The 25,185-nt window shown below is 60.9% G+C and carries 25 protein-coding genes; 6 read left to right on the forward strand and 19 right to left on the reverse strand.

What is annotated here, in order from left to right; translation table 11 throughout:
* The coding region (locus VJ651_RS21535) for an NAD(P)/FAD-dependent oxidoreductase (RefSeq protein WP_324109396.1) at positions 1–484 on the forward strand (484 nt) is incomplete at its 5' end.
* A gap of 124 nt (positions 485–608) precedes the next feature.
* Here the strand turns inward: VJ651_RS21535 and VJ651_RS21540 are convergent.
* From VJ651_RS21540 to VJ651_RS21615, 16 genes are all read right to left on the reverse strand, one after another.
* Positions 609–977, reverse strand: coding sequence for a c-type cytochrome (locus VJ651_RS21540; protein ID WP_324109397.1), 369 nt, complete (start codon positions 975–977; stop codon positions 609–611).
* Positions 978–1,072: 95 nt separating this feature from the next.
* On the reverse strand, positions 1,073–1,825 hold the full coding sequence (gene rquA, locus VJ651_RS21545; protein WP_324109398.1) for a rhodoquinone biosynthesis methyltransferase RquA: 753 nt from the start codon (positions 1,823–1,825) through the stop codon (positions 1,073–1,075).
* 457 nt (positions 1,826–2,282) lie between these two features.
* Complete coding sequence (locus VJ651_RS21550; protein ID WP_324109399.1) at positions 2,283–4,361, reverse strand: MtrB/PioB family decaheme-associated outer membrane protein; 2,079 nt, start codon at positions 4,359–4,361, stop codon at positions 2,283–2,285.
* A gap of 20 nt (positions 4,362–4,381) precedes the next feature.
* Positions 4,382–5,326, reverse strand: coding sequence for a DmsE family decaheme c-type cytochrome (locus VJ651_RS21555; protein ID WP_324109400.1), 945 nt, complete (start codon positions 5,324–5,326; stop codon positions 4,382–4,384).
* A 70-nt stretch (positions 5,327–5,396) separates the two neighbouring features.
* The gene (locus VJ651_RS21560) at positions 5,397–5,750 is read right to left on the reverse strand and encodes a c-type cytochrome (RefSeq protein WP_324109401.1); all 354 of its coding nucleotides are present in this window, start codon (positions 5,748–5,750) and stop codon (positions 5,397–5,399) included.
* Between the two features lie 287 nt (positions 5,751–6,037).
* The gene (gene ccmI, locus VJ651_RS21565; RefSeq protein WP_324109402.1) at positions 6,038–7,306 is read right to left on the reverse strand and encodes a c-type cytochrome biogenesis protein CcmI; all 1,269 of its coding nucleotides are present in this window, start codon (positions 7,304–7,306) and stop codon (positions 6,038–6,040) included.
* Entirely contained in the window at positions 7,303–7,770 is a 468-nt protein-coding gene (locus tag VJ651_RS21570; protein WP_414691372.1) for a cytochrome c-type biogenesis protein, read from the reverse strand. Before VJ651_RS21570 ends, ccmI begins: the two co-directional genes overlap by 4 nt.
* A complete protein-coding gene (locus tag VJ651_RS21575) occupies positions 7,763–8,290 on the reverse strand; it encodes a DsbE family thiol:disulfide interchange protein (protein WP_324109403.1) in 528 nt (175 codons plus the stop codon). The genes VJ651_RS21570 and VJ651_RS21575 overlap by 8 nt, the downstream gene beginning before the upstream one ends.
* Before the next feature lie 63 nt (positions 8,291–8,353).
* The gene (locus VJ651_RS21580) at positions 8,354–10,336 is read right to left on the reverse strand and encodes a heme lyase CcmF/NrfE family subunit (RefSeq protein WP_324109404.1); all 1,983 of its coding nucleotides are present in this window, start codon (positions 10,334–10,336) and stop codon (positions 8,354–8,356) included.
* Positions 10,337–10,810: a cytochrome c maturation protein CcmE gene (ccmE, locus tag VJ651_RS21585; protein WP_324109405.1), complete on the reverse strand. Its 474-nt coding sequence runs from the start codon at positions 10,808–10,810 to the stop codon at positions 10,337–10,339.
* Positions 10,794–10,988: a heme exporter protein CcmD gene (ccmD, locus tag VJ651_RS21590; protein WP_324109406.1), complete on the reverse strand. Its 195-nt coding sequence runs from the start codon at positions 10,986–10,988 to the stop codon at positions 10,794–10,796. The genes ccmE and ccmD overlap by 17 nt, the downstream gene beginning before the upstream one ends.
* The gene (gene ccmC / locus VJ651_RS21595) at positions 10,985–11,665 is read right to left on the reverse strand and encodes a heme ABC transporter permease CcmC (protein WP_324109407.1); all 681 of its coding nucleotides are present in this window, start codon (positions 11,663–11,665) and stop codon (positions 10,985–10,987) included. Before ccmC ends, ccmD begins: the two co-directional genes overlap by 4 nt.
* Before the next feature lie 350 nt (positions 11,666–12,015).
* Complete coding sequence (gene ccmB / locus VJ651_RS21600; protein WP_324109408.1) at positions 12,016–12,684, reverse strand: heme exporter protein CcmB; 669 nt, start codon at positions 12,682–12,684, stop codon at positions 12,016–12,018.
* The gene (ccmA, locus tag VJ651_RS21605; RefSeq protein ID WP_324109409.1) at positions 12,678–13,313 is read right to left on the reverse strand and encodes a cytochrome c biogenesis heme-transporting ATPase CcmA; all 636 of its coding nucleotides are present in this window, start codon (positions 13,311–13,313) and stop codon (positions 12,678–12,680) included. Before ccmA ends, ccmB begins: the two co-directional genes overlap by 7 nt.
* 343 nt (positions 13,314–13,656) lie before the next feature.
* Entirely contained in the window at positions 13,657–14,328 is a 672-nt protein-coding gene (locus VJ651_RS21610; protein ID WP_324109410.1) for a Crp/Fnr family transcriptional regulator, read from the reverse strand.
* A gap of 370 nt (positions 14,329–14,698) precedes the next feature.
* The gene (locus VJ651_RS21615; RefSeq protein ID WP_324109411.1) at positions 14,699–15,304 is read right to left on the reverse strand and encodes a cytochrome c3 family protein; all 606 of its coding nucleotides are present in this window, start codon (positions 15,302–15,304) and stop codon (positions 14,699–14,701) included.
* Positions 15,305–15,350: 46 nt separating this feature from the next.
* Between VJ651_RS21615 and VJ651_RS21620 the strand changes: the two genes are divergently transcribed.
* From VJ651_RS21620 to VJ651_RS21635, 4 genes are all read left to right on the forward strand, one after another.
* Positions 15,351–16,001: a hemerythrin domain-containing protein gene (locus VJ651_RS21620; protein ID WP_324109412.1), complete on the forward strand. Its 651-nt coding sequence runs from the start codon at positions 15,351–15,353 to the stop codon at positions 15,999–16,001.
* Positions 16,002–16,217: 216 nt separating this feature from the next.
* Positions 16,218–17,624 (forward strand): bifunctional enoyl-CoA hydratase/phosphate acetyltransferase, encoded by a 1,407-nt coding sequence (locus tag VJ651_RS21625; RefSeq protein WP_324109413.1) that lies wholly within the window; start codon positions 16,218–16,220, stop codon positions 17,622–17,624.
* Positions 17,621–18,814 carry an acetate/propionate family kinase gene (locus tag VJ651_RS21630; protein ID WP_324109414.1) on the forward strand — a complete coding sequence of 398 codons (1,194 nt, stop codon included), beginning with the start codon at positions 17,621–17,623 and terminating at the stop codon, positions 18,812–18,814. The genes VJ651_RS21625 and VJ651_RS21630 overlap by 4 nt, the downstream gene beginning before the upstream one ends.
* 499 nt (positions 18,815–19,313) lie before the next feature.
* Positions 19,314–20,564, forward strand: a complete 1,251-nt coding sequence (locus VJ651_RS21635; RefSeq protein ID WP_324109415.1) for a putative Na+/H+ antiporter — start codon at positions 19,314–19,316, stop codon at positions 20,562–20,564.
* A 45-nt stretch (positions 20,565–20,609) separates the two neighbouring features.
* Here the strand turns inward: VJ651_RS21635 and VJ651_RS21640 are convergent, their stop codons facing one another.
* Together VJ651_RS21640 and VJ651_RS21645 are read right to left on the reverse strand one after the other, a co-directional pair.
* A complete protein-coding gene (locus tag VJ651_RS21640; protein WP_324109416.1) occupies positions 20,610–21,821 on the reverse strand; it encodes a polyhydroxyalkanoate depolymerase in 1,212 nt (403 codons plus the stop codon).
* 109 nt (positions 21,822–21,930) lie between these two features.
* Complete coding sequence (locus tag VJ651_RS21645; protein ID WP_324109417.1) at positions 21,931–23,655, reverse strand: methyl-accepting chemotaxis protein; 1,725 nt, start codon at positions 23,653–23,655, stop codon at positions 21,931–21,933.
* A gap of 478 nt (positions 23,656–24,133) precedes the next feature.
* On the opposite strand from VJ651_RS21645, the gene VJ651_RS21650 reads away from it, so the two are divergent.
* Entirely contained in the window at positions 24,134–24,577 is a 444-nt protein-coding gene (locus tag VJ651_RS21650; protein WP_324109418.1) for a CBS domain-containing protein, read from the forward strand.
* Positions 24,578–24,617: 40 nt separating this feature from the next.
* Here VJ651_RS21650 and VJ651_RS21655 read toward each other — a convergent pair whose 3' ends face one another.
* Complete coding sequence (locus VJ651_RS21655; RefSeq protein ID WP_324109419.1) at positions 24,618–25,097, reverse strand: universal stress protein; 480 nt, start codon at positions 25,095–25,097, stop codon at positions 24,618–24,620.
* Positions 25,098–25,185: the final 88 nt, after the last annotated feature.

Raw genomic sequence — 25,185 nt, forward strand, 5'->3', positions numbered from 1 at the left:
TGCGCTGTCGTCGCATCTGCGCGATGCGATCGCCGTGCACGGCGAAGCGACGCTGACGCTCGATCTGGTGCCGGGCAAGAGTCTGCAGCGCGTGATCGACGAGGTCGCGCATCCGCGCGGTTCGCGCTCGATGGCTTCGCACCTGCAAAGCCGGGTCGGCCTGCGCGGCGTGAAGGCCGGACTGCTGCGCGAACTGGCGTCGAAAGAGGAGTACGCGGACCCGCAACGCCTGGCGCAGGCGATCAAATCGCTGCCCCTCAAGCTGGTGGCGCCGCGTCCGATCGATGAGGCGATCAGCAGCGCGGGCGGCGTGGCGTTCGAGGCGCTCGATGCGCGCTTGATGCTGCGCGCGTTGCCGGGGGTGTTCTGTGCCGGCGAAATGCTCGACTGGGAAGCGCCAACGGGCGGCTATCTGCTGACCGGCTGCTTTGCCAGCGGTCGTGCCGCCGGACTTGGGGTGGCCGCATGGCTGGAAGGGCGTTAGCAGGCTGTTGAAAAACCTAGCGAGCGAGGCGAGATTGAGGCAGAGGAGCGCACGCGTACAGAGTGGTACGCAGAGCACCGCAGGCCCCAAGGTCGGCACGCTCGCTACGTCTTTCAACAGCCTGTTAGGGCGCGGAATCGAGCGACAGAATCCACTGCACCAGGTTCCTGATCGCGGCCTCGTCACGGGTCTTGATGATCCGGTGATCTTCCCATTCTCCGCTGCGCATCTGCACAGATTTACCCGACTTCACATGTTCGATCAAGTGCTCTTCCGCACCCGGCTTGCCCTTGTACTTGGCCGCCACTTCCTTGTACGCCGGTCCATCCTTGCTCTTGTCGATGCCATGGCATTTCAGGCAGCTCTCGCGCCGCGCCAGCGATTCGGCAGCATCGGCATCGGCTCCCGCAGCCGTCAACGGCGCGAACGACACGACGAGCGTGATCACCGCGGCGGACAGATGCGCGGGATTGAAACTCCATTCGCGCTTCACTTCTTTTACTCCGGAATTCTTGATTATTTCAAAAGGCGGCACCTCCTTGTGCCGCCCTCGGTTGGTATGGCATTCAAAGAATGCTCTTGCAGGTATCAGCGGGTCAGCACCACCTTTTGGTACAGGCCGCCGAAGTAGGTTTCCTTCTGCATGCTGGAAAATGTCACGTCCGTCGGCAGATAGGTTTCCAGCTCGTTCTTCCACAAATCGTCCGCATACGGCTCCAGGCGCTTGAGCAAGGCACGCAGCGGATGACGAACCGGATTCCAGTTGTCCGGACCATGATAGTCGACCACGATCACCTTCCCGCCCGGCTTCACCACGCGGCATGCTTCGGCCAGCGTGCGGCGACGCACATCCTCCGGCTGCTCATGCAGCAGGAAGAACACCAGCACGCGTTCGTAGCTGGCGTCGGCAAAACCGAGCGCGGCGGAATCGCGCTGGATCAGGGACACGCGCATGTCGGCAGGCAGCTTGCGCTTCAGGTTCTCCAACTGGATGGGCAGCACATCGATCACGTGCAGCTTTCCATCGTCGGCGATGCGTTCGCGCAGGCGCGGCGTGAGATCGCCATAGGCACAGGCGACCTGCAGCGTGCTGCCCTTCGCGTCGTGGCCGATCTCGTCGAGCGCCTTGTCGCGCAGCGCGGAGTAATTTCCGAACAGGATCAGGTTGACCAGCCATTCGCGTTCGAACACCTTCACGGCATTCGGGTGCACGTAGGCCCACCAGTAGATCTTTTGCAGGTAGGCCGGAACCGTGATGCGAATCGCGGTCTCGTCGAATGCAATCGGTGCGGAATGATCAAACTGCGGCGTGATGCCATGTTCGGATATCAGATTATTCATCTCCAGGTTCCTTGTTATCAGCTGGCAAGAGGTGCATTCGACACAGGTCTTGCCTCCCTGTGTCGGTTCCGCGTAATTCGTCCTGGCTCTCGGGTCCTGTCCGGGTATCCATGACGAGCATGGCATTCGGCAGGACCGTCCTCCCAACTTCCGTTTGCTGCGCGACCCGGTTCTCAGTTTCGAGACAGAACCCGAGAATCGAGAATCGCTTGCTTCTTCGGCGGCGCCGGTTTGCCTTGGTCTTCCCCCGCAAACTCCGCGAAACATGCCGATCACTGCGGTCACTCAATCAGCTGACCCGCACATTCGGACGCCTTGTAGGACATAGTATGCAAAGGATGTACCAGCTTTTCTTGTGCACCGCATCGAAGCGGCATGCGCCGAAAAAAAGCGGAGCTGCTCGCGCGCCCCGCTTGAACTCGGCCTCTGCCGCTGCTTGAAAGACCATTACAGCGATTTACTGGAACCGGTAGATATAGGTCACCCCGAGGAAGTTGACGTCCTGCTGCGGCCTTTGCGCAAGGGTGGTGCCGTCGCTGTATGCCCAGCTCGACCAGGACCAGTCGTTGGTGCTGAAGCGGTCATGAACGAAGTCGAAGCGGATGCTCGTGTTCTTCTGCAGCGCATAGATCGCATACAGCTTCACGTTGCTCTGCCGCGTGTACACGTCCGGCAGGGAGCTGACCGCCGGGCCGGCAAGCGCCTGCAAGCGGTAGATATCCGCGATTTCCGAGTGACTCAGGTCCATGCCGATTCCCAGCTTGGAGGTCGGATTGCCGCGCAGGCCGATGCCGATGGAATTGGCGTTGTTCAGCAAGGTGGAGGACCATGGCGCGGTGGGCGTCGTGCGGCTGGCGCGATTGGCGCTGGTATCGTTCTTCGAGAACCATGCGCTGCCCTGCCATTCATCCGAGAATGCGTACGACGCATCGATCGAGTAATTCTTCGACCTGCCGTCGCGCAGACCGAAATCGTCGGCTGTACGGCTCGCGTAATCGTCCCGTGTCAGGTCGGCCATGAATTGCACCGCCAACGCTTCGCTCGCCTGCCAGTTCATCGCCAGGCGCAGCTTGTCGCGCTGGCGGTCAGCCAGATTCAGCGGGGCGATGAGATTGAATGCCGAACTGACGGTCGCGCCACTTGTGCATGTCACGCTGCCGCAGTTGAGGACATTGGTCTGGAAATCCGAGCCGCTGCGATCGCTGTGCACATAGGTCACGGCACCGCTCACCGTTTCGGAGATGGTGCGCTTGAAGCCGAGGCGATAGGAAGTCTCCGCCGTCCGGTCGCGGAAGCTGACCGCGCGAATGACAGGCGCGGTGCGATCCTTTTCAACGTAGTCGATACCGGCTGTCATGCGTATCGCTTTCGGCAACTGGTAAGTTGCTTCCAGCTTGCCGGTGGTCGACTTGATCGAATGCGGCTCATAAAGACCGGTATAGGTGGAAGTCGGCGACACGCCCGCTTCGGTGTAGAGACGGACCGGCGTCTTGTCCTCGCGGTCTTCGTAGCGCACATCGGCAAGCACGGACAGCTTCGGCAACGGCAGCGCCGTCACGCCAAACTGCAATTGCGTGGTGTCCATGCGTCCGTGCAGGTTGTCGACCGCATTGATGCCATTGGCAAGCGTCACGCCGCTGATGAAATCATCATTCTGCGTCGCGCGGGTGTAGGCAAGCTTGAACGTGCCGCGCGTGGTCGGGCTGAAGTTGTAGCCGCCATCCAGCGCCAGTTGATGCGATTGCGAATCCGGCGGCAGTCCGATCGGATTGAAGCTGGCCAACGCGCTGCCGCCGCCGGCAAACCTTAGCGCGGTGTTGCGGTTGTCGTAGGCGGTGCCGTAATAAATGCCGGAGACCTGCAGCTTCTTGTCCGTGTAACCGAGGATGGCTTCCAGCTCGCGCGTGGTCGAGTGGATCGGCTCCGGCGCGAATTCGAAGGCATTGGTACCCGCACCGCGTCCGAAGATGCGCGCGCCGTCCTTTTCCTCATTGCGCGCACGGACCTGCAGGTCGAAGCCTCTTCCCAGCTGCCTGGTGTATCCCATGCCGAGCGACTCGCGCTTCATCTTGAGCTGTGTCGGCACTTCGACCGCCGCGGCCGATGTCGGAATCACCAGATTCGGTGTGCCGATGCCGGTCACCGCGGTATTCACCGTATAAGGTTCGAAACGCGGCGTCTCGCTGTAGTCGATCGTATAGCCCCAGTCGCCCTGGCGCTCGTGCTGGAAGCGCAAGTCGCGGTTTTCCAGTCCGAGATTGCTGCCTTTGAGCGTGGTCCAGGTGCCGGTCGTCGTATCGAGCTTGTTGATGTCGATGTTGAGCAGGCCGTAGGCGCCCTCCTCGCGCAATCCGGTGTAGCGACCGAAATTCGGCGCGTCGCCAGACAGGTAGCCGGTGCCGATCGATACCGTGCTGGAAGGCTTGGTGAGCCATGCAAGATCGCGGTTCTGCTGCGCGTGCGCCGGTCCGAAAGCTGCCAGCAGCGCCGCCGCCATGGCCGCAAGGGGACATGCGAATTGTGATTGACGTGTCATGTTCATTCTCCTGTCCCTGATCAGCGCCGCATGGTCCGCTCGTTGTTGATGTTCGCCGGATTGTTGGTGCCGTGCGTATTCGTGTGGCAGTTCAGGCAACCGCGCGCCAGTGTGTTGGCGGCCTGGGCAGGATTGGCGTTGGCGCCGGTCAGTGTCGCAACGCGTCCTTGGTGCGTGGCCGGCTCATGGCATTGCTGGCACAGGAACGGCGGGCGCGCCTTCAACAGGTTGGGCATGGTGCTGCCGTGCGGGTTGTGGCAGATGGTGCAGTCTTCCTGCGCCGGCTGGTGATTGCGGATGAAAGGCCCGCGTTTTTCCATGTGGCAGGTGTAGCAGGTCGCGACCACGCTGTCGCGCGCCAGCAGCGTCGGACCGGAGGTGCCGTGCGGATTGTGGCAATCGGAACACGCCATCTTGCCGTCCTTGATGGGGTGGCGCGATGGACGCGTATAGAGCGCGCGCTGCTCCTTGTGACAGGCGAAGCAGACTTCCGGCTGGCTCAGCTTGTCGCGCACCTTGTCCTTGTGCGTGTGCATTTCATGGCAGGTCGTGCAAAGCACGCCCGCGCGTTCGTGCAGACTGCCCTGCCAGTGCGTGCGCTTGCCGGAATTGTGGCAGCCGACGCAGGCTTCGATATCCTTCGAGGTCGCCTTCTCCCTGGAGCTGAAGGCGTCCACCAGCGGACGTTCGGATGCGTGGGTGCTGTTCCGGACGTGCGCCTCACTGGCGCCGTGACAGGACTGGCAGGTCGGGGTACGGCCATCCGTCTTCACGCCGTGGCGCGATTTCTTGATGGTCAGAATCGGCTTCTGCTCGGATTCGTCGTGGCATCGCGTGCAGATGCTCTCTTGCGCAAGCGCCTTGTCGGCTTGCAGTGCGGCGTCCTCGCCTGCATGCGCTGGCATGACGCCAAGCGTGCTGAGGGCGAGCGCCAGCATCGTGGCAATTTTCTGCCAGCATTTCATTGTTTTCTCCCTGATTTTTGTAGCTGATGACCGGCGTCTTCCCGCGCCGCGTCAGAGTTGATGCGTCATCTTATGTGAGCGACAGGATCCACTGGACCAGATTCTTGATCTGATCCATGTCCTTGGTCTTCGGGATCTTGTGCTCCTCTTCGTGCCCGTCGGGGAACTTCGCTTTTTCACCGCTGCTCAGATGGTGCAGCAGACGCGCCTCCGCATCGGCCTTGCCCCTGAACTTGGCCGCCACGTCCTTGTAGGCGGGACCGTCCTTGCCGCGCTCGATCCCGTGGCAACGCAGGCATCCCTCCTGGCGCGCGAGTTTTTCCGCCGCGACCGCATCTGCGGCAAGGGCATGCCCCGAGATCGAGAACGCCGAGATCGCAAGGGCCGCTGCTCCGAGCTTGGTGATGTTGATGACTGATTTCATTACTTGCATTCCTTCCTGATGAATTGGATGGTTTCCGTTGTCGTGCTGTGCGTCGCTGGTACGCACGAGATTGCGTACTAGAAACGTTGCATGCAAGAATTGTGCTTACTCGAACAATGTCGCGTTGTTATGCTGAATCGTCACCGTTCAGGAGGCGAAATCCTGCATGCGAAGGCGCTGCTTGTCGGAGAGAGGGAGGAAACGTGCTTCAAGCCAGGTCTGGATGAAGCGAGCGCCTCACGCGGTGCGGGACTGCGTGAGGCGTAGGGAGGCTGGGCAGAAGCGGATTAATTATTCCGCTTGTTGATCTGAATCTTCAGGTTGGTGGCGCCAGGTACAACTGGTTCGCCGAGGCCTTCCAGGTCGCCGGGACTGGGCGTCGCACTCCCGGATTTGGAAACGCGCGCGCCGACAATCACTTTCGGGAAATTCGACAGCTTCGCTTGCGGCGTCATGCTCATGCTGTCATCCAGCACAAACTTGAACGGCAGATCCTTGACCTGCTTGCGCACTACCGCCAGCGGGAAACGCGGGCCTTCCGCAGCGCGTGCGAAGATGAAAACCGCATCCGTATCGGAAGCCTGGGAGCGCAAAGCGGGATCGATATCGACCGTGCCTTCCACCTTCGCACCGGCGACGGCTTGCGGCGCGTTCTCAGTCTGAGCGGTCTGGGCGGCCGGCGCGGCTTGCGGCATAGCGACCGGGGGCTGCCCCATCAGTCCTTGCGCTTCATTGATGCTGCCGAGGACGGAACGTGCGATGTCGGAATCGCGCGGGACCAGGTCGAGAATCTTTTGCCAGCTTGTCACCGCATGCGCATAGTCCTTGCGCTCGAAGGCCGCGCTACCCGCCAGGGCGAGTGCCTTGACGTTCTTCGGATCGATAGAGAGCGCGCGTTCGATCAGCTTCTCCGGCTCGCCCTGCAGGCTGCGATTCGCCGCCATGGCCAGCGTATCCGCATAGTCGGTCAGCATCGCGGCATCGTCCGGTACCAGTTTAGCGAGATGCGCAAAGGCCTCGCTGGCTTCCGGATAACGCCCCATTGCGGCGTAGGAACGTGCCAGCATGTTCCAGCCTTCGATGTTATTCGGATCGCTCTTGAGGCGCTCCGCGAGCTTGGCGACCATGCCCTGGATCTGTTCGTCGGTGAGCTCGTGCGAGTTCTCGCTCGCGGCGGCGACCTTGGCCGGATCGAGCGCCGCCGGCGTTCCCACCAGCAGGTAAATGGCGACCGCCAGCGCGGGCACCGCGACACCGACCAGTATCGCAGTCCAGCGCTTGCTGGCGCCGCTGGTATGCACGGATACATCCGGCCTGACCTCTTCCGCTACGCGGCGCTCCAGCTCGTGCCGTGCGCTCTCATAGGCGAGCGGCTCGATCAGGCCGCCCTCGAGATCCGTATCGAGTTCACGCAACTGATCGCGCAATACCGCGAGATTCAGTTGATCGCGTTGGATGTGGTCAGTCGTGACCCGCTCCTTGCGCAGCAGCGGCGTCAGGACGAAGGCCAGTGCCGTCGCCATCAGCAGCGCGGCGCCAATCAGAAATGCTGTCATGCTTTATCCTTCGGTGTGTTCGCGTCCTTCAGCAGGCTGGCGGCGCGTTTCAATTCTTCTTCAGGCACGTTGTCGGTCGGTGCGCCGCGGCCCTTGACCTTGACCACCAGCACCGCGATTCCGCCGACCAGCAGCAGGAACGGGCCGAACCACAACAGCCAGGTGATGCCCTTGACCGGCGGCTTGTACAGCACGAAGTCGCCGTAACGCTCCACCATGTAATTGATCACGTCCTTGTCGGACATGCCGGCGGCAAGTTTCTCGCGCACCTGGTTCTTCAAATCGACGGCCAGCTCGGCATGCGAATCGGCGATCGTCTGGTTCTGGCACACCAGGCAACGCAATTGCTCGGTCAGGTCCAGCATGCGCTTCTCCAGCGCGGGATCGGCCGCTGCCGGCGGCGCCTCCTTCGCTTGCGCGGCGAAGGACAGGACGAGCATCAGTGACAGAAAAAATTTACGCACTCTTCAATTCCTTGATCAAGGGCAGGAGTTTTTCGGCGATCGCCTCGGGCGTGATCGGGCCGGTGTACTTCATGCGGATGACGCCTTGCTTGTCGATCACGAAGGTCTCCGGCACGCCGTACACGCCGTAATCGATGCCGACGCGGCCATCGTTGTCGAAGGCAGAAACGGTATAGGGATTGCCGAATTGACGCAGCCAGCCCAGACCGTCTTCACGCTTGTCCTTGTAGTTGAGGCCGACGATGGGCAAGGTATTGGTCCTGGCAAAATCCATCAGCACCGGATGCTCCTGACGGCAGGACACGCACCACGATGCCCACACATTCAGCAGCCACACCTGGCCCTTCATGTCCTGCGGTGAGATGGTCTTGTCCGGTGCCTGCAACTGCGTCAGCTTGAATGCCGGCGCCGGCTTGCCGATGAACGGCGACGGAATCTCGCGCGGGTTGAGGCGCAGGCCGATGGCAAGAAAAACCAGCAGACCGATGAACACACCTAGCGGTAGAAGAAATCGTTTCATAAGCTTTGCTTCGAGGGGATCGGTCCACGGAAAATTTTCCGCGGACCGATCCCGGTTGGTTCGTCAAACGCTGACGGGTTTGACCGCTGCGATGGTTTCCGCGGCCTTCTTGCGCGACGCGACGCGATAACGACGGTCCGACGCAGCCAGCAAGCCGCCGAATGCCATGATCAGGCAGCCGCCCCAGATCCAGCCGACGAAAGGCTTGTACTGCACGCGAACCACCCATGCGCCGTCCGCCGTTTCCTCGCCGAGCGACACATACAGATCATGCGTGAAGCCGCGGTCGATGCCGGCCTCCGTCATCGGCATTTGCTGCACCGTGTACAGGCGCTTTTCCGGCATCAGCGTCGTGACCGGCTTGCCGCCATAGGTGACGTCAAAGGTCGCTTGTGCAGCAACATAGTTCGGTCCCTTGATCTCTTGCAGATCCTTGAAGCTGAAGGTGTAGCCGTTCACCGACGTGGTGTCGCCGACGCGCATGCTGACGTCCTTGGCTTCATCCAGTCCCTTGACCAGGGTCACGCCCACCACGAACACGCCGATGCCGACGTGCGCGACTAGCATTGCCCAGTAGCTGCGCGGCTCGCGCGACAGCCGCTTCCACAGCGACATGTCCTTCGGCGCATGACGTGCGCGTTCGACCAGGTGCGCAATCGATCCGAACACGATCCAGATCGCAAACGCAAGGCCCGCGGTCACCATCGGCGACGCTGCCAGCACCAGCGCGATGGCCAGGGCCAGCCCGACCGCGGCCAGCGCCACCCAGCGCAAGCGACGCAGCAGATCGGCGACCGATGTTTCCTTCCAGCGCGCGAACGGTCCGATGGCCAGCAATATCAGCACCGGAATCATCAGCGGCACGAACACCGCATCGAAGTACGGAGGCCCGACGGAAATCTTGCCGAGGTTGAGCGCATCGAGGAACAAGGGATACAGGGTGCCGAGCAGCACGGTGCCGGAAGCCACCAGCAGCAGCACGTTGTTGACCAGCAGCATCGACTCGCGCGAAATCAGCGCGAAACGGCCGCCCAGTCCTACGCTCGGTGCGCGCCACGCGTACAGCGTGAGCGAGCCGCCGATCACGATCGCGAGGAAGACCAGGATGAACATGCCGCGCTCCGGATCGGTGGCGAAGGCATGCACCGAAGTCAGCACGCCGGAACGAACCAGGAAGGTACCCAGCAGCGACAGCGTAAAGGCGATGATTGCCAGCAGCACGGTCCAGTTCTTGAAGCTGCCGCGCTTTTCCGTCACGGCCAGCGAGTGGATCAGCGCGGTGCCGACCAGCCACGGCATGAAGGATGCGTTCTCGACGGGATCCCAGAACCACCAGCCGCCCCAGCCCAGCTCGTAATAGGCCCAGAAGCTGCCCATGAAAATGCCCAGCGTCAGGAACATCCACGCGACCGTCGTCCAGGGGCGCGACCAGCGTGCCCACGCCGCGTCGAGCTGCCCGCCCATCAGCGCGGCAATCGCGAATGCGAACGCCACCGAGAAGCCGACATAGCCCATGTACAGCAGCGGCGGATGGATGATCATGCCGAAGTCTTGCAGCAAGGGATTCAGGTCACGGCCATCGACCGGCATCGGCAGCAGGCGCGCAAACGGATTGGACGTGAACAGCAGGAAGGCAAGGAAGCCGACGCTGACGAGGCCCATCACGCCCAGCACGCGCGCCACCGTCTGATCCGGCAGCTGGCGACTGAATTGGGCGACGGCAAGCGTCCATAGTGCCAGCATCTGGATCCACAACAGCATCGAACCCTCGTGCCCGCCCCAGGCGCCGGCGATACGGTAGTAGACCGGCAGTTTGGAGTTCGAGTTGGAAGCGACGTAGGTCACCGAGAAGTCATTGGTGACGAACGCATAGACCAGACAGGAGAACGCCGTTGTCACCAGGATGAATTGCGCCGCGGACGTCGGCCGGGCGAGCGCCATCCAGCGTTGGTTGCCCGTGAACGACCCGGCGATCGGGAGAATGCCTTGCACCAGCGCCACGCACAAGGCGAGGACGATGGCGAAATTGCCAAGTTCAGGAATCATTTATTTTGCATCCTTTGCCATTGTGCCAGCAGCAGCCGCCTTTTGATTGGCCTCCTGACCCTTCTTCATCGCGTAAGCAGCATCCGGCGGCATGTAGTTTTCATCATGCTTTGCCAGCACTTCTTCCGCGACGAACTTGCCTTGATTGTCGAGTTTTCCTTGTGCAACCACGCCCTTCCCTTCCTTGAACAGGTCGGGCAGGATGCCTTTGTAGGTCACGGGAAGCTTTTGCGCCGTGTCGGTCACGACAAAGGTGACGGTGACGCCGTCAGGCTGGCGCATGAGACTGCCGTTTTCGACCATGCCACCGATGCGAAAGCTCCGCCCCTTGGGCGCTTCGCCGGAAAAAACCTGGGTTGGCGTGAAGAAAAACACCATGTTCTGTTTAAAGGCCGACAACACAAGCCATGCTGCCAGCCCCAGCGTGGCAAGCCCTGCGGCAACCAAAACCAGGCGCTTATGCCTTGTCTTCATTCTCTTCCCTCCGATTGTTCCGTATCCAGCGGCTGTATTGCTTGAGCAGCGTATTGCGTCGCGCGCGCACCGACATCAGCTCCGCGCCCAGCAATACGAAAGTCATCAGCACCGAGCCCCACACATAGAGCGCGTACCCGCCCATTGCGAAAAATTCGCCCCAGCTATGCCAATTCATGCGTTCTTCTCCACGTATTCTTTCACCCAGTCGGTATGGCGCTCGCGTTCGAGCATGATGCAGCGCACCCGCATCAGCGTCACCATGATGGTATAGGCCCATGAGGCCAGCGCGAGCACCAGCATGCCGAGCAGCATGGTCATTGCCATGCTCGGCGCCTTGGTCATGCTGACCGATGAACCCTGGTGCAGCGTGTTCCACCACTGGACCGAAAAATAAATGATGGGCACGTTGACCACGCCGACCAGCGCGAGCACCGCACCGGCCTTGTCGGCACGGCGCATGTCATCGATCGATGCCTGCAAGGCCATGAAGCCGATGTAGAGGAACAGCAGAATCAGTTCCGACGTCAGACGTGCGTCCCATACCCACCAGGTGCCCCAGGTCGGTTTGCCCCACAAGGAACCGGTCCACAGCGCGAGGAAGGTGAACATCGCGCCGGTCGGAGCCAGCGCGGTCGCCATCATCGAGGACAGGCGCGTATTGAGCACCAGTCCGACGGCCGACCAGAAGGCCATCACGCAGTAGATGAACATCGACATCCACGCGGCCGGCACATGCAGGAAGATGATGCGATAGGCATCGCCCTGCTGGTGATCGGTGGGCGCGAGCACCAGCCCGATATACAAACCGACAATGCCGAGAATGACCGCGGCAGTTGCAAACAAGGGAATCATTTTTCCCGCTAATGGGAAAAAGGTCTGAGGTGATGCAAATTTGAAAAATCTGAATCCGCTCGATTCCAGATTACCGGAGAGAAGGTGGTCGGAAATGGACACTACTGCAATGCTCCAATAAGGTTTTCTACAAGGATTGTCTCTCGAACCCCGAATGGAGAGGGTCAATCATCTTCCCGAAATCGGGAAAGCACTCTACAGCATATTGCCGGCGCGTGCTTAAGGCGCGCTTAACAGAACATGGACCGGGCGTATTTAAGCCAAAACAACATTCATTCGCGTTTTTCCGCTATGAAAGCAATCGCTATGCCACGGATGAAACTGTCGGCGCACCGCTCATCCGTGCTTGTTTATTCCAACGCAATCCGCAGCCCCGCGGCGGCGGCCCATGGTGTCAATGCGGCCGCGCCCGCCAGCGCCCCACCCAGCAGCAACAGATGTGCGGTTGCGCCCACACCGGACGCTTCCGCGCCGACGGCACCGGCACCGAAAATCAGTACCGGGATATACAGTGGCAGAACCAGCAGCGAAACCAGCACGCCGCCACCGCGCACGCCCAGTGTCAGCGCCGCACCGATGGAACCGATCAGGCTCAGCACCGGTGTGCCGAGCAGCAGGGTCACGAACAGGACGCCCACCGATGATGTCGGAAGATCAAACTGAATCGCCAGCACCGGCGCCAGCAGCACCAGCGGAAAACCGGACACCAGCCAATGCGCGATCACCTTGCCGATCACGATGACAGTCAAGGGCTCGGACGACAGCACCATCTGCTCCAGCGTCCCATCGGCATAATCCAGCGCAAACAGGCGCCCCAGCGCAAGCATGGAAGCCAGCAGCGCCGCCACCCACAGGATGCCGGGCGCCATGGTCCGCAACAAGGAAGGTTCCGGCCCTACGCCAAGCGGAAACAAACTGGCGACGATAATGAAGAAAAACAAGGTCGTCAGGACATCGGAACGCCGCCTGAACGCCAGCAGCAGATCGCGCCGGATCACGCACATCAGAACCTTCAGCATAGACGCCCCTGGTTCATGTCCAGGCACAGCGAGCGCCGCGCCTGCAGATCGACTTCCTGATGCGTGGTGTAAATGACCATGCCGCCGCCTGCCAGATGCTTGTTGATGGTGCCGCACAGGGCCTTGACCGCGTTGACGTCGAGCGCCGTGAACGGTTCATCGAGGATCCACAAGGGCATCGCCAGTCCGAGGCTCAGGCGCGCCAGCGCCACGCGTTTGCGCTGTCCCTGCGATAGCGCCCGCGTCGGCAGATCGGCCGCGCGCCCCAGCCCCAGCTCCTCCAGCGCGCCATGCGCCTCATCGCTGGTGACCGGCCTGCCGGTGAGGGTTGATGAAACGACCAGGTTTTCCCATGCCTGCAGGTCGTCCTTCACGCCATTGGCGTGGCCGAGGTAAATGAGCTTGCTGTGAAATTCGTCGCGCAGGCCGCGGATATTGCGTCCGGCCCAGCGCACTTCGCCCTGGGCCGGGACCGACAGTCCGCACAGGATGCGCAGCAGGCTGGTCTTGCCGCTGCCATTGGTACCGGCGACGCGCATTGCGTCGCCAGGCTGGATGTCAAAATTGATGCCTGAAAACAGTTGCAGATCGCCGCGGATGCAACCTAGTTCGTGAGCCTGCAAGGTCATTCGCGTCCTTTGCCGTGCCGGCGGGAAGAATTCACGCGTGAATGCGCGTCAGGCGGATTACTAGTAGCCATAAAATGATCAAAAAGCAAACAGGAAACACGCCGCGCTACGCGCAACATCGCGTTTCCGTCCGGAATGCACATTATGTGCCATGTTGCGATTGCGTGCCCGGAGAATCACGGTCGGAAGCGGTCCTGAGTTGACTCAGATCACCAATCCAGGCGCGGCATGTTCAAAGTACGGCATGATACCCGGACGAGCCCGCGCGCCGCCCTTTTTTTCAATGGGGAAATGAGGTTGGCCGCGCACGCATTGTACGCGGCCGGCAGGTACGGCGCGAGGCTCAGGCGGCGAGCATGCCGCCCATGCGCTCGTAATCCAGGATCTTGATGCGACGGCCGGTGACCGAGATCAGCCCGTCCGACGAGAAATCGTGCAGCAGGCGCGACAAGGTTTCCGGCGTGAGGCTCAGGCGCGAGGCGATCAGGGTCTTGCTGGCGATGAGTTCAACGCAGTCGCCGGCCTGGTACTGGCTCTGCCGCAGCAGGTAGCCGGCCAGGCGCTGCTTGGCGGTCTGCAGCGAATAGCTTTCGATGTCGCGTACCAGGGTGTACAGCTGGCGGCCGACGCAGACCATCAGCTCCTGCGCGAAGGGGAAGTTCTCCTTTGCGACTTCCAGCACCTTGTCACGGGTGGTATGCAGCAGCATCGAATCGGTGGTGGTTTTCACAAATGCCAGATGTGCGCGGTCGAGCAGCATTTCGCCCAGCCCGAAGCATTTGTTCTGCCCCAGGATCGCCAGCGTCTTCTCGCTGCCGTCCTTGCGATCAAAGCCGATCTTCACCTGGCCGTAGACCACGATATAGACGCCTTTCGGGGCATCTCCCTGGTTGATCACGCAGGTGTTGGTGGAGGCGCGGATGGGTTGGGTAGCTGCCGTGACTTCATCGAGCTGCCTGTCATCGAGCATACGAAACAGCGATGTATTGGCAAGAATGCGTCTCAGGTTTTGCATGGAGTCGTCTCGCGGCGATCGAACACGTTCTATTCTCATTTTCAAAAACCTCGTTACTGACAATCGGAATCCGCATCACCCAGAGAGCCTGCAATGAACCGCACGCATGCGGCTCCCTCATACGGCTCATGACATGCCCTCTGCCCCATCGCTTTCTCTCTGACGGAAACGCACATGACCACGGTCAACCAACTGCCTCAGGGCCGTTATGAACGGCCGTTGAAATCAAGCGATACCAGGGAAACATGCAAACTTCGCGCCAACCTCTTTGAGAGAAATCAACATAACCATAAGCGTAACGTGGACGCTATTCTTTTTAATGATCCAGATCAATTTTCCCGAAATGGGATTAAAAAAACCAGTTCCCACGTCACCACCACGCCTTGCCATCGCCGTGCAGCACGCTATGGCAGCGCTCGCAGGAATACAGCGTGGCAAACGCCACGCGCCCGTGGCAGGCGCCGCAATATTCACCTTGAAAAATCTTCGTCATGGTGATCGCATTGGCGCCGGCCTTCGGCACGAAGATCTTGTCGTGGCAATTGCTGCAGGTCAGCCATTCCGTATGCGAACTGTGGGGAAATTTCACATAGGGCATCTCCTTCGTATTCTTCAGGATGATGTCCAGGTTCAGCAGCTCGGCGGGCTTGTTGCCATTCAGATCGGCGCGCGGCTGGATGGCGCCGCTGCGCAATGCCGTCATCCAGTCGACCTTCCCTCTCTTGTCGAGCGGAAGTCCGACGCGCGCTTCTTCGATTTTCTGCAGGCTGTCGTAATTGGGGCTGCCGACATCGTAAAGCCCGGCGGGATTCGTGATCTCGTCAACCGCATTCGTCTCGGGCTTGACCGCAGGTGTCGCCGGCGGCTGGTAGGGGGGCACTTCCACGGCTCGCAATTGCGAAAACGCCGTATTCTGCACCGCCGCTGCCAGCAATGCTGCGACGAGATAAACGAGAAGGTGGCGAAAACGAGGCATCAAAAAATCAACAGGCCGTATGCGGTGTGCGAAACAGACTATAGCGATGCCGAGCGGCAATTTATTTGATTTGGGTCAAGCAGCACCAAATTCTTGCCGCATTGACAATCCTGGCTCTCTTGCGTGTTTGGAAATACCTATTTCAGGTCAAGGAGACAGCGCGTGTTTCACAGTACAAATAGGACGATCACACGGAGCGCATGCCATGGATACCATTTGCGGCCAGTTGGGGCTTGACCACAAGCACTGCGACCTTTTGTTCGCGCAAATTGGAAACTGCCTCCGTGAAAAAAATTGGGATGATGCCCACACCCGCTTCCTCCGGTTCAGCGACGCGATCAAGCAGCACATTCGCATGGAAGAGAAAGTGCTTTTTCCCGTTTTTGAGCAAACCATCCGCCACGGAACCGGCCCGATCGAGATGCTGCGCCAGGAACATCAGCAGTTGCGCTGCATCGTGGACCGCATGTTTGACGCGCTGATCAACTTCCATCCCGCCGATTTTCTGTTGCACGCCGAGTCCTATGCCCTGCTGATGCAGCAGCACTGCGTGAAAGAGGAAATGCTGGTCTATCCGTTGCTGGACAAGGTAGCAGCCGAGCAGCGCACGCAGATCGTCCACGCGATGACCGAATACTCGCGCGCCATCGCGCCGTCGGATGAGCGCGAGATAACAGCGAGATTGCCGTCTGACTGACAAAGGCGCACGCCGCGCGCTGACATTACTCTTCGGCATACTCCTTGCTTTTACCCAACTCCGGAACCTTCTTCATTCGCGCCCCGGCCGCCGCCGTCATGCACTGACTCGTGCAGTGATGCGGCGGACGATGCGGGTGACATGCCGTTCAGTATCCAGGCGGCTCGGCAACGAGCCGCGCACACATCAGCAACTCACTCTCCGCAACCAGCTTCTATGAACGACATTATTTCGAAACAGATCGAAAACACGACATACGACGAACTGACCATCGGCCAATCGGCGCGCCTCGTGCGCACCCTGACCCTGGCCGACATCCAGGCATTTGCCGCCGTCTCCGGCGACTACAACCCGACGCACGTCGATGCGGAGTACGCAGTCCAGACCCTGTTCCATGGCGTGGTAGCACACGGCATGTGGGGCGCCACGCTCATTTCCAGTCTGCTCGGCACGCAATTCCCGGGCGCCGGCACCGTGTACGTCGATCAGACACTGCATTTCACCCTGCCCGTGCGCGTCGGCGACACGCTCACCGTCGTCGTCACCGTCACGGCAAAGGACGATGCCACCAAGCGCGTCACCCTCGACTGCAAGGTATTCAATCAGAACGGCACCAGCGTGCTGGCCGGCGCGGCCGTGGTCGTTGCACCCACCAAGAAAGTGTCGCGCCATGCGATGAGCACGCCCTGGGTCCATACCTTCGATCCGCAGGCACGCCTCGATTCCCTGCTCGCCACCGTGCGTCATCTGCCTGCCGTGCGCTGTGCGGTGGTCCATCCCTGCGATGCCGAGTCCCTGCGCGGCGCACTGAACGCCGCGCAGCATGGCCTGATCATCCCCGTGCTGATCGCGCCGGAAGCCAGGCTGCGTGCGACGGCCGAGGCTGCCGGCCTGGACCTCGGCGACATCGAGATCCAGTCGGTGGAGCACAGCGTCGCCGCCGCCGAACGCGGCGCGGAACTGGCGGCCGCCGGCACCGTCGAGGCATTGATGAAAGGCAGCCTGCATACCGACGAACTGATGCACGCCGTGGTCACCACCCGCGCCTTGCGCACCAAGCGCCGCCTGTCGCACGTGTTCCGCTTCGACGTGCCGATGTACGACAAGCCCCTGCTGATATCCGATGCCGCGCTCAACATCAAGCCGACCCTGGAAGAAAAGGCCGACATCATCCAGAACGCGATCAACCTGTCGCACGTGCTCGGCAACCAGCGCCCGAACGTCGCGATCCTGTCCGCGGTGGAAACCGTCAACGTCAAGATGCAATCGACGCTCGATGCCGCGGCGCTGTGCAAGATGGCGGATCGCGGCCAGATCACCGGCGGCAATCTCGACGGCCCGCTCGCCTTCGACAACGCGGTGTCGATGGAAGCCGTGCGCATCAAGGGCATCAATTCGACCGTGGCCGGCAATGCCGACATCCTCATCGTGCCCGATCTGGAATCCGGCAACATGCTGGCCAAGCAGCTCGAATACCTGGCCGGCGCCACGACCTGCGGCGTGGTGCTCGGCGCACGCGTGCCGATCGCGCTGACCAGCCGCGCCGACAGTGCCAATGCGCGTGTCGCATCGGCCGCGCTGGCCCTGATGCTCGCGCATCACAACCGCAAGGTGCAGCCATGAGCGGCCTGAATGCCATCCTCGCGGTCAATGCGGGGTCGTCCTCGCTGAAGTTCGCGCTCTATCCGCAGGACGGTCGCGACATCGGCGCGGCGCGCCTGTCGGGCAATATCGAAGGTCTGGAAGCCGGCGGCGCGCCAATCGTCAAAGTTTCCGGCAAGGACGGCAACAGCAGCGACACGCTGCAGGCCGGCGATGGCTGCCCGCACGACCGAGCGCTGGCCGCGCTCGATACGGTGCTGAAGCGCCATGCCGACGGCATCCGCATCACGGCCATCGCACACCGTATCGTGCACGGCGGAGAACGCCTGACCGAATCGGTGCTGCTGGACGAAGACATGCTGGCCTACCTGACGTCCCTGTCCTCGCTCGCGCCCTTGCATCAGCCGCACAACCTGGCCGGCGTTCGCGCGTTCAGGAAGAGCTTTCCGGATCTGCCGCAGATCGGATGCTTCGATACCGCATTTCACGCGACCTTGCCGCAGACCGAGTATCTGTTCGCCCTGCCGCAATCGCTGCGCGAGATGGGCATCCGCCGCTATGGCTTCCACGGCCTGTCGTATCGTTATGTCGCCGACCGGCTCATGGAGCGCACGGAACATGCCCGCGGCCGCGCCGTGATTGCCCATCTCGGCAACGGTGCGAGTGCCTGCGCGGTGAAAAACGGCAAGAGCATCGCCACCACCATGGGCTTCTCTGCGCTGGACGGACTGATGATGGGCACGCGCAGCGGCGAAGTCGATCCCGGCGTGCTGCTGCATCTGCTGCGGCACGGCTGGAGCTGGGAGCAACTGGAACGCATGCTGTATCGCGAGTCGGGCCTGCGCGGCGTGTCGGGCGTCTCGGCCGACATGCGGACACTGCACGCGAGCGCGGAGCCCGCCGCCAGGCTCGCCATCGACATCTTCATCCATCGCCTGGTGCGCGAATGCGGCGCGCTCTCCGCCTGCCTGGAGGGATTGGATGTGATCGCATTCACGGGCGGCATCGGCGAACATGATGCGGCCTTGCGCAAGCGTACCTGCGATGCGCTGTCCTATCTCGGCATCCGCATCGATGAAGCGGCGAATCAGGCTGCCGACGGCGACGCGATTGCCGCCATCCATGCGGCTGACAGCAGCGTGGAGATCTGGGTAGTGCCGACCGACGAAGGACGCGTGGCGGCGCAGGATGCGGCGCGCCTGATCAATTAGCCGTCCACGGCGAAAAGGCGCGACGCATGGGCACATGCGTAATGCGAGCCGGTTGACTAATCCGACCGGTTACCTCACCTGCAGTCCCGCTGCGATGTATTTCACAGCGGGACGCTATCAATAAGAAACCTTGTCTCGCGAATACTTCGACGGTGAGTCCGTTCGCGAAGCAGGCATTCTTATCACCTGAACTTGCGTGCTCGTCACGGACGTTTTCATGCGAGGACACCAGGTGAAAGCCATTCATCCGCCATGCAGGTCTGTGGCCGCCGTATTGATGAGGTACATGGCCAACAATCCAGTGCTTGTCCGGCTACCGATGCGCACGGCTCGGGATGCCGCTCGTCAAGCACATGCCAAGCGCAGATACGACGTGCACTACTGCTACATGCGAGTCGTCGCAACAACCGGGATCAGGCTGCTTAATCCCTGGTTAAGATGAAGCCTGTATGATTCCTGCGGCTGGCTCTCATTCGTGCATCGGCTCAACTCATCATCCATGAACATCATCAACAACATTGCAGCGCTGCTGTTCGCCTTTGCGCTGCTTCACACCTTCGCCGCCAAGTCGTTCGAGCGACTTGCGGACCGCAGTACCAAGCATGCCGGGTTATTTCACCTGCTCGGCGAAATCGAGGTGGTCTTTGGCTTGTGGGCCTGCATCTTGCTCGTGACGATGGCATTCGTGCAGGGCGGGGATAAGGCGATCGAATACGCGGAGTCGCGCCAATATACAGAGCCGCTGTTCGTGTTTGTCATCATGGTCGTGGCGGCGTCGCGCCCGGTTCTTGAAGCGGTCAAGGGCCTGATTTCCATGTTGGCCAGGCTCATGCCGGTCAGGGATGTGGTCGCACGAACCTGGCTTTGCCTTGCCATGGTGCCCCTTATCGGCTCCGTCATTACGGAGCCGGCAGCCATGACGCTCGCCGCACTCATGCTTGCCCCGCTGGTTTTCCGCCAGGGTGTGGCGGAATGGGGCAAGTACGCAGCCCTCGGGGTGCTGTTCGTCAACGTCTCCATCGGCGGTACGTTGACGTCTTTTGCAGCGCCACCGGTGCTGATGGTGGCCGCCAAGTGGAATTGGGATACCGCATTCATGGCGACGACCTTTGGCTGGAAGGCCTGCGCCGCAGTGCTTGTCAATGCGACGGCGGTAACGTATTTCCTTCGCCCCTATTTAAGCGATCGGCCATTGGATGCAGCACTTGAGGGAGATGCAGGTGCTCCCTTTTGGGTAGGTGCAATCCACCTCCTGTTTCTCGTCGGCGTGGTCGTCTTTGCCCATCACCCTGTCATTTTCCTTGGGGTATTCCTGTTCTTCCTCGGATTCACACAAGCCTATTCGCAATACCAGAACACATTGATCCTGAAGGAGGGATTACTTGTCGGCTTTTTCCTCGCCGGCCTGGTGGTCCTTGGCGGCATGCAACAGTGGTGGCTGCAACCGATTGTCTCCAGCCTGGAACCCACGGCGATGTTTGTGGGTGCGATTGCACTGACCGCGATCACCGATAATGCTGCCCTCACCTATCTCGGTTCGCTAATCGAAGGTTTGTCGGATCAGGCGAAATACATGCTCGTGTCCGGTGCAGTCGTGGGCGGTGGACTGACGGTCATCGCCAACGCGCCGAATCCTGCGGGCGTCGCGCTGCTGAGGAATGGATTCGAAGATGATTCGATCGGCGTCGGTGGACTACTGCTTGGTGCATTGCCGCCCACCATTGTCGCCGCGCTTTTCTTCTTCATTTAAACGGCCGCGTAGCGCGTTTTTTCGGCAAGGTTTTTCGTCGCTTGCTCATCCGTTGTTCGCGCGAATAAACGCGCTGACCACCGGACAAATGTTCTCGCGCCGGCGCCGGCCGGAGAAAATGCCGTAATGCCCGCTTCCGGGTTCTTCGTGATGCATGCGCTTCGCGTCCGGTATTGCGCTGCATAGCGCATGCGCCACTTTCGTCTGGCCGATGCCGCAGATGTCGTCCTGCGCACCTTCGACCGTCAGCAATGCGACATCCTTGATATCCTGCGGACGCACCAGTTGCCCATGCACCTGCCAGGTGCCGTTCGGCAGATTGAAGTCCTGGAACACTACCTTGATGGTTTCCAGGTAAAACTCGGCGCTCATGTCGAGCACCGCATTGTATTCATCGTAAAACTTGAGATGGGCATCGACCGGATGTCCGTGCGCGCGGTTCTCGTAAAAGTCGACATAGCTTTGCATGTGCTTTTCCGGATGCATGGCGATGAAACCGGCATGCTGCAGGAAGCCCGGATACACCCGCCGTCCCGCGCCCGGGTAATTGAAGGGCACGACGTCGATCACGCCCGCTTCGAACCATTCGTAGGGCTTGCTCATCGCGAGCTTGTTGACTTCGGTGGGCGAAATGCGTCCGTCGATCGGACCGCCCATCAGCGTCATCGTGCGCGGCTGGATGTCGCCGGCGCTTGCCATCAACGACACCGCGCCCAATACCGGAACGGTCGGTTGGCAGATCGCGAGCACATGCACATCGGGCCCAAGCAGGCGAATGAAATCCTGCACGTAGGCGACATAGTCGTCCAGGTGGAAATCGCCTTCGGACACCGGCACCATGCGCGCATCGGTCCAGTCGGTGATGTACACATCATGTTCATGCAGCAGCACGCGCACGGTGTCGCGCAGCAGTGTCGCGTGGTGCCCGGAGAGCGGCGCGACGACCAGCAATCTGGGTTGCGCGAGAGCTTGCCGTTTCCGGAAATGCAGCAGCCTGCAGAACGGTTTGACGGCGAGCGCTTCCTCCTGAATCTCAACGACCCGCCCATCGACCGTGGTGGCATCGATATTGAACGCAGGCTTCTTGTAGTCCTTGGCGATGCGAACCATCAGGTCCGCGCCGGCGGCGACCTCCCGTGCAAACGGTACGTAGGCAAGCGGCGATGTGGCGTTGCCAAACAATTGGGATACGGCACTCGCCCAGTTCGCCAGCGGGTTCATCACGGCATGCCCGAGTTCGTGGATTTGATACAGCATTTTCTAACCTCGATGATCTTGTCTTGAAAAAAACCGAAAAAAAGCCGCCCACGAAGGGCGGCGAAGGAGGAGACAACCATGAATTCGTTTGTTCCGAGTCGATGCCTTTCTAGAATTCTTCCCAATCACCGCCGCGCGCACCGGCAACAGCGGCCATGCGCGGGCGCGGCGCTTCGACCGGCGCACCTCTTCGCATGGGAAGCTGCACCACGGCAGAGGGGCGTTGCACGGATGTCACTGCAGGCTGCGGCGCGGCTTCCATCTCGGATTCGGATTCGCCTTCCGGCGCGTTTTCAAGCTTGAAGATGTTCACCACCTGCACCAGGCCATTGGCCTGATCGTGCAAGGCGCTCGCCGCGGCGGCGGCTTCTTCCACCAGCGAGGCGTTTTGCTGCGTGACGCGATCCATCTGCGCGATCGCCTGGTTGATCTGCTCAATGCCCGTGGACTGCTCTTCGCTGGCGCAAGTGATTTCGTCGATCACGTCGGTCACGCGCTTCACGCTGGCGACGATTTCGTGCATGGTCTCGCCGGCCTGGTCGACCAGCTTGCTGCCGGCCCCCACCTTCTCCACCGAGTCTTCGATCAGCGCCTTGATTTCCTTGGCGGCGGCTGCGGAACGTTGCGCCAGGTTGCGCACTTCACCGGCGACCACCGCAAAACCGCGTCCCTGCTCCCCGGCTCGCGCTGCTTCCACCGCCGCGTTCAGCGCGAGAATGTTGGTCTGGAATGCAATGCCGTCGATCACGCCGATGATGTCTGAAATCTTCCTGGCCGAGGCATTGATCGATCCCATCGTCGCGACCACCTCCGACACCACCGCCCCACCCTTCACTGCCACCTCGGACGCCGATGCGGCGAGCTTGTTGGCCTGACGAGCGTTGTCGGCATTCTGCTTGACCGTCGACGTCAGTTCTTCCATCGACGATGCGGTCTGCTCAAGCGAGCTGGCCTGTTGTTCGGTGCGCGAGGACAGATCCTGGTTGCCCGCCGAAATTTCGGTGGACGCCGTGGTGATCGTATCGGTGCCGGAACGCACCTGGGTGACGATGCGCACCAGACTGTCATTCATTTCCTTGAGCGCCTGCATCAACTGCCCGGTCTCGTCGCGCGATTTCACTTCGACCTCGCCCGTGAGGTCGCCCTGTGCGACGCGGCGCGCAACTGCGACCGCTGCATGCAGCGGCTTGGTAATGCTGCGCGTCACCGTCCATGCAGCGCCGATGCCGAGCAGCAGTGCCACGCCGCCGATCAGCGCGGTCAGGATCAGTGCATTCTTGTAGGTGGCCTGCGCATTTTCCACGGCCTTGTCGGCATCGCGTTCCAGCAGGCGCACCAGCTCATCCATCGCGCCCATCCACTTGCGCTGGCCGGGCCACACTTCATCGACCAGGACCTTGACGGCATCGGCCTGCTTGCCATCGCCCAGCATGGCGAGCGCCTTGTCGGTCAGGGGTTCGGTGGCGTCCTTCGCGGCGGCAATCTTGGCGAGCACTGCCTTCGCGTTGTCCGCGTGAACGAGACGCTCGAGGTTTTCGACGTAGGAGTTGTATTCGTCCCGATCGTCGGTGATGCGATCGGTTTCCCTCAGTTTCTGATCTTCATCCGTCGTCAAGGCAAGATTGCGCGTGGCCAGGCCGATCTCCAGCACCATCTGGCGCATCGAGAACGCCGACTTGATCATGACGTTGTTTTCGTTGACGATGCCGTCCAGACTGCGTTCGATCTTTTGCATGCGCATTGCGCTGAGTACGCCGAGTGCAATCATCAGCACCAGGACGAGGCCGAAGCCGCTTCCCAGACGGACACCTATTCTTAGATTCGCGATCCTCAATTTTCCGCTCCCTTGCTGCGGGTCTCGCCGCAATCGGCGCTACCCGGTTACTGCTTCCCCATGATGCAAAACCCAATGACCTGCCATTTCTGTTTGGTTTCCGTTTAGCAAATACCGGGCCAGACGCCGCCAGCGAGGAATGACGCGGTTTTTCAGGGATCGGCGGCGCAGCGAAGATCAAGATTGCAGCCAGGGCTTCCCAAAAGCGGGAGCTTGCTCTTGGTTGCGGGAAAGACGCGGTACGTTGTGCAAGCCAAACACCGACAAGCATTGACCATGCACCGCGCGCGGATATCGAGCGGCTCACCCGACGACGCTCGGTAAGCCTTACACCGCGCGGTATATAAAACCGACAATGGGCAGCACCAACATGACGAGATCCAGGGGCATGACGCCTCTGCAGACGTGCATGCAGCGACTGGCATACGCGTTGCATCGACCTGCAAGGCCCCATGACTTCACTTGAAGGAGACCTATCATGCGAGTTGCTGAAGCAATGTCACGCGATGTACACGTGGCCAATCCGGACCAGAGCCTCATCGAAGCGGCGAAGATGATGGCAGAAGGCGATTACGGCGTGCTGCCTATCGGCGAGAACGATCGCCTGGTCGGCATGATCACCGACCGCGACATCGTGGTACGTGCGCTTGCCCAGGGCAAGAGCGGCGATACCAAAATCAGGGATGTCATGAGCGAGGACGTGAAGTACTGCTTTGAAGAAGACGACCTCGACGATGTGGCACGCAACATGGGCGACCTGCAAATTCGCCGGCTGCCGGTCGTCAACCGCGACAAGCGGCTGACAGGTATCGTTTCCCTCGGCGATATCAGCACGACGGGAGAAACCGAGCCCGTCGCGGACGCGCTCTCGTCCATTTGCGAGCCGGGATCGCAGCACGGCAGCACCCAGCGGCCGCACTAAGTCGCTCACGTCTTGCGCCGGTGTGCAGCGCATGCCGGCGTCAGCTGCGATCGCGCGGACCGGGCTTGTGCACCATGACCGGCACCTTGCTGTGAATCAGCACCTTCAGGGTTTCACTGCCCAGCACCTGCGCCGAATCGCCTTTCCACCCGTGTGAGGCCATGAAGATCAGGTCGCAGTGCAATTGTTCCGCCGCCTTCACGATCGCCAGGTAGGGTTCGTCCGCCTTGATCATCTTGCAACTGCACGGCACCTCTTCGGCCAGCGCGCTGTTGGCGATGAAGGACAGATACTCGTCGGCAAACTTGTCGAACAAGGCTTGTCGGCGCTCGGGGTAATGCGGATCGTGATGCATCCAGGCTTCCAGCTGATCCTGGTGCGGCGCTGGAATGACGTGGATGCCGACTACCGTTGCGTCGGTATTTTTCGCGAACAGGATGCCGCTTTGCACGGCTTTTTGCGAGAGCGCCGAACCGTCGGTCGGCAACAGGATGTGTTTGTACATGGTGAGCGTTGTCATGTCGCGTTGCGCGGGAACTGTGGTGAAATCCGATTTTCCTGAACCTCCTGTCATCAGCTTAGCCGAGTGGCTGGCGGCGACTTGAGAT

Source organism: Noviherbaspirillum sp., from assembly GCF_035254865.1.
Lineage (GTDB): Bacteria > Pseudomonadota > Gammaproteobacteria > Burkholderiales > Burkholderiaceae_D > Noviherbaspirillum.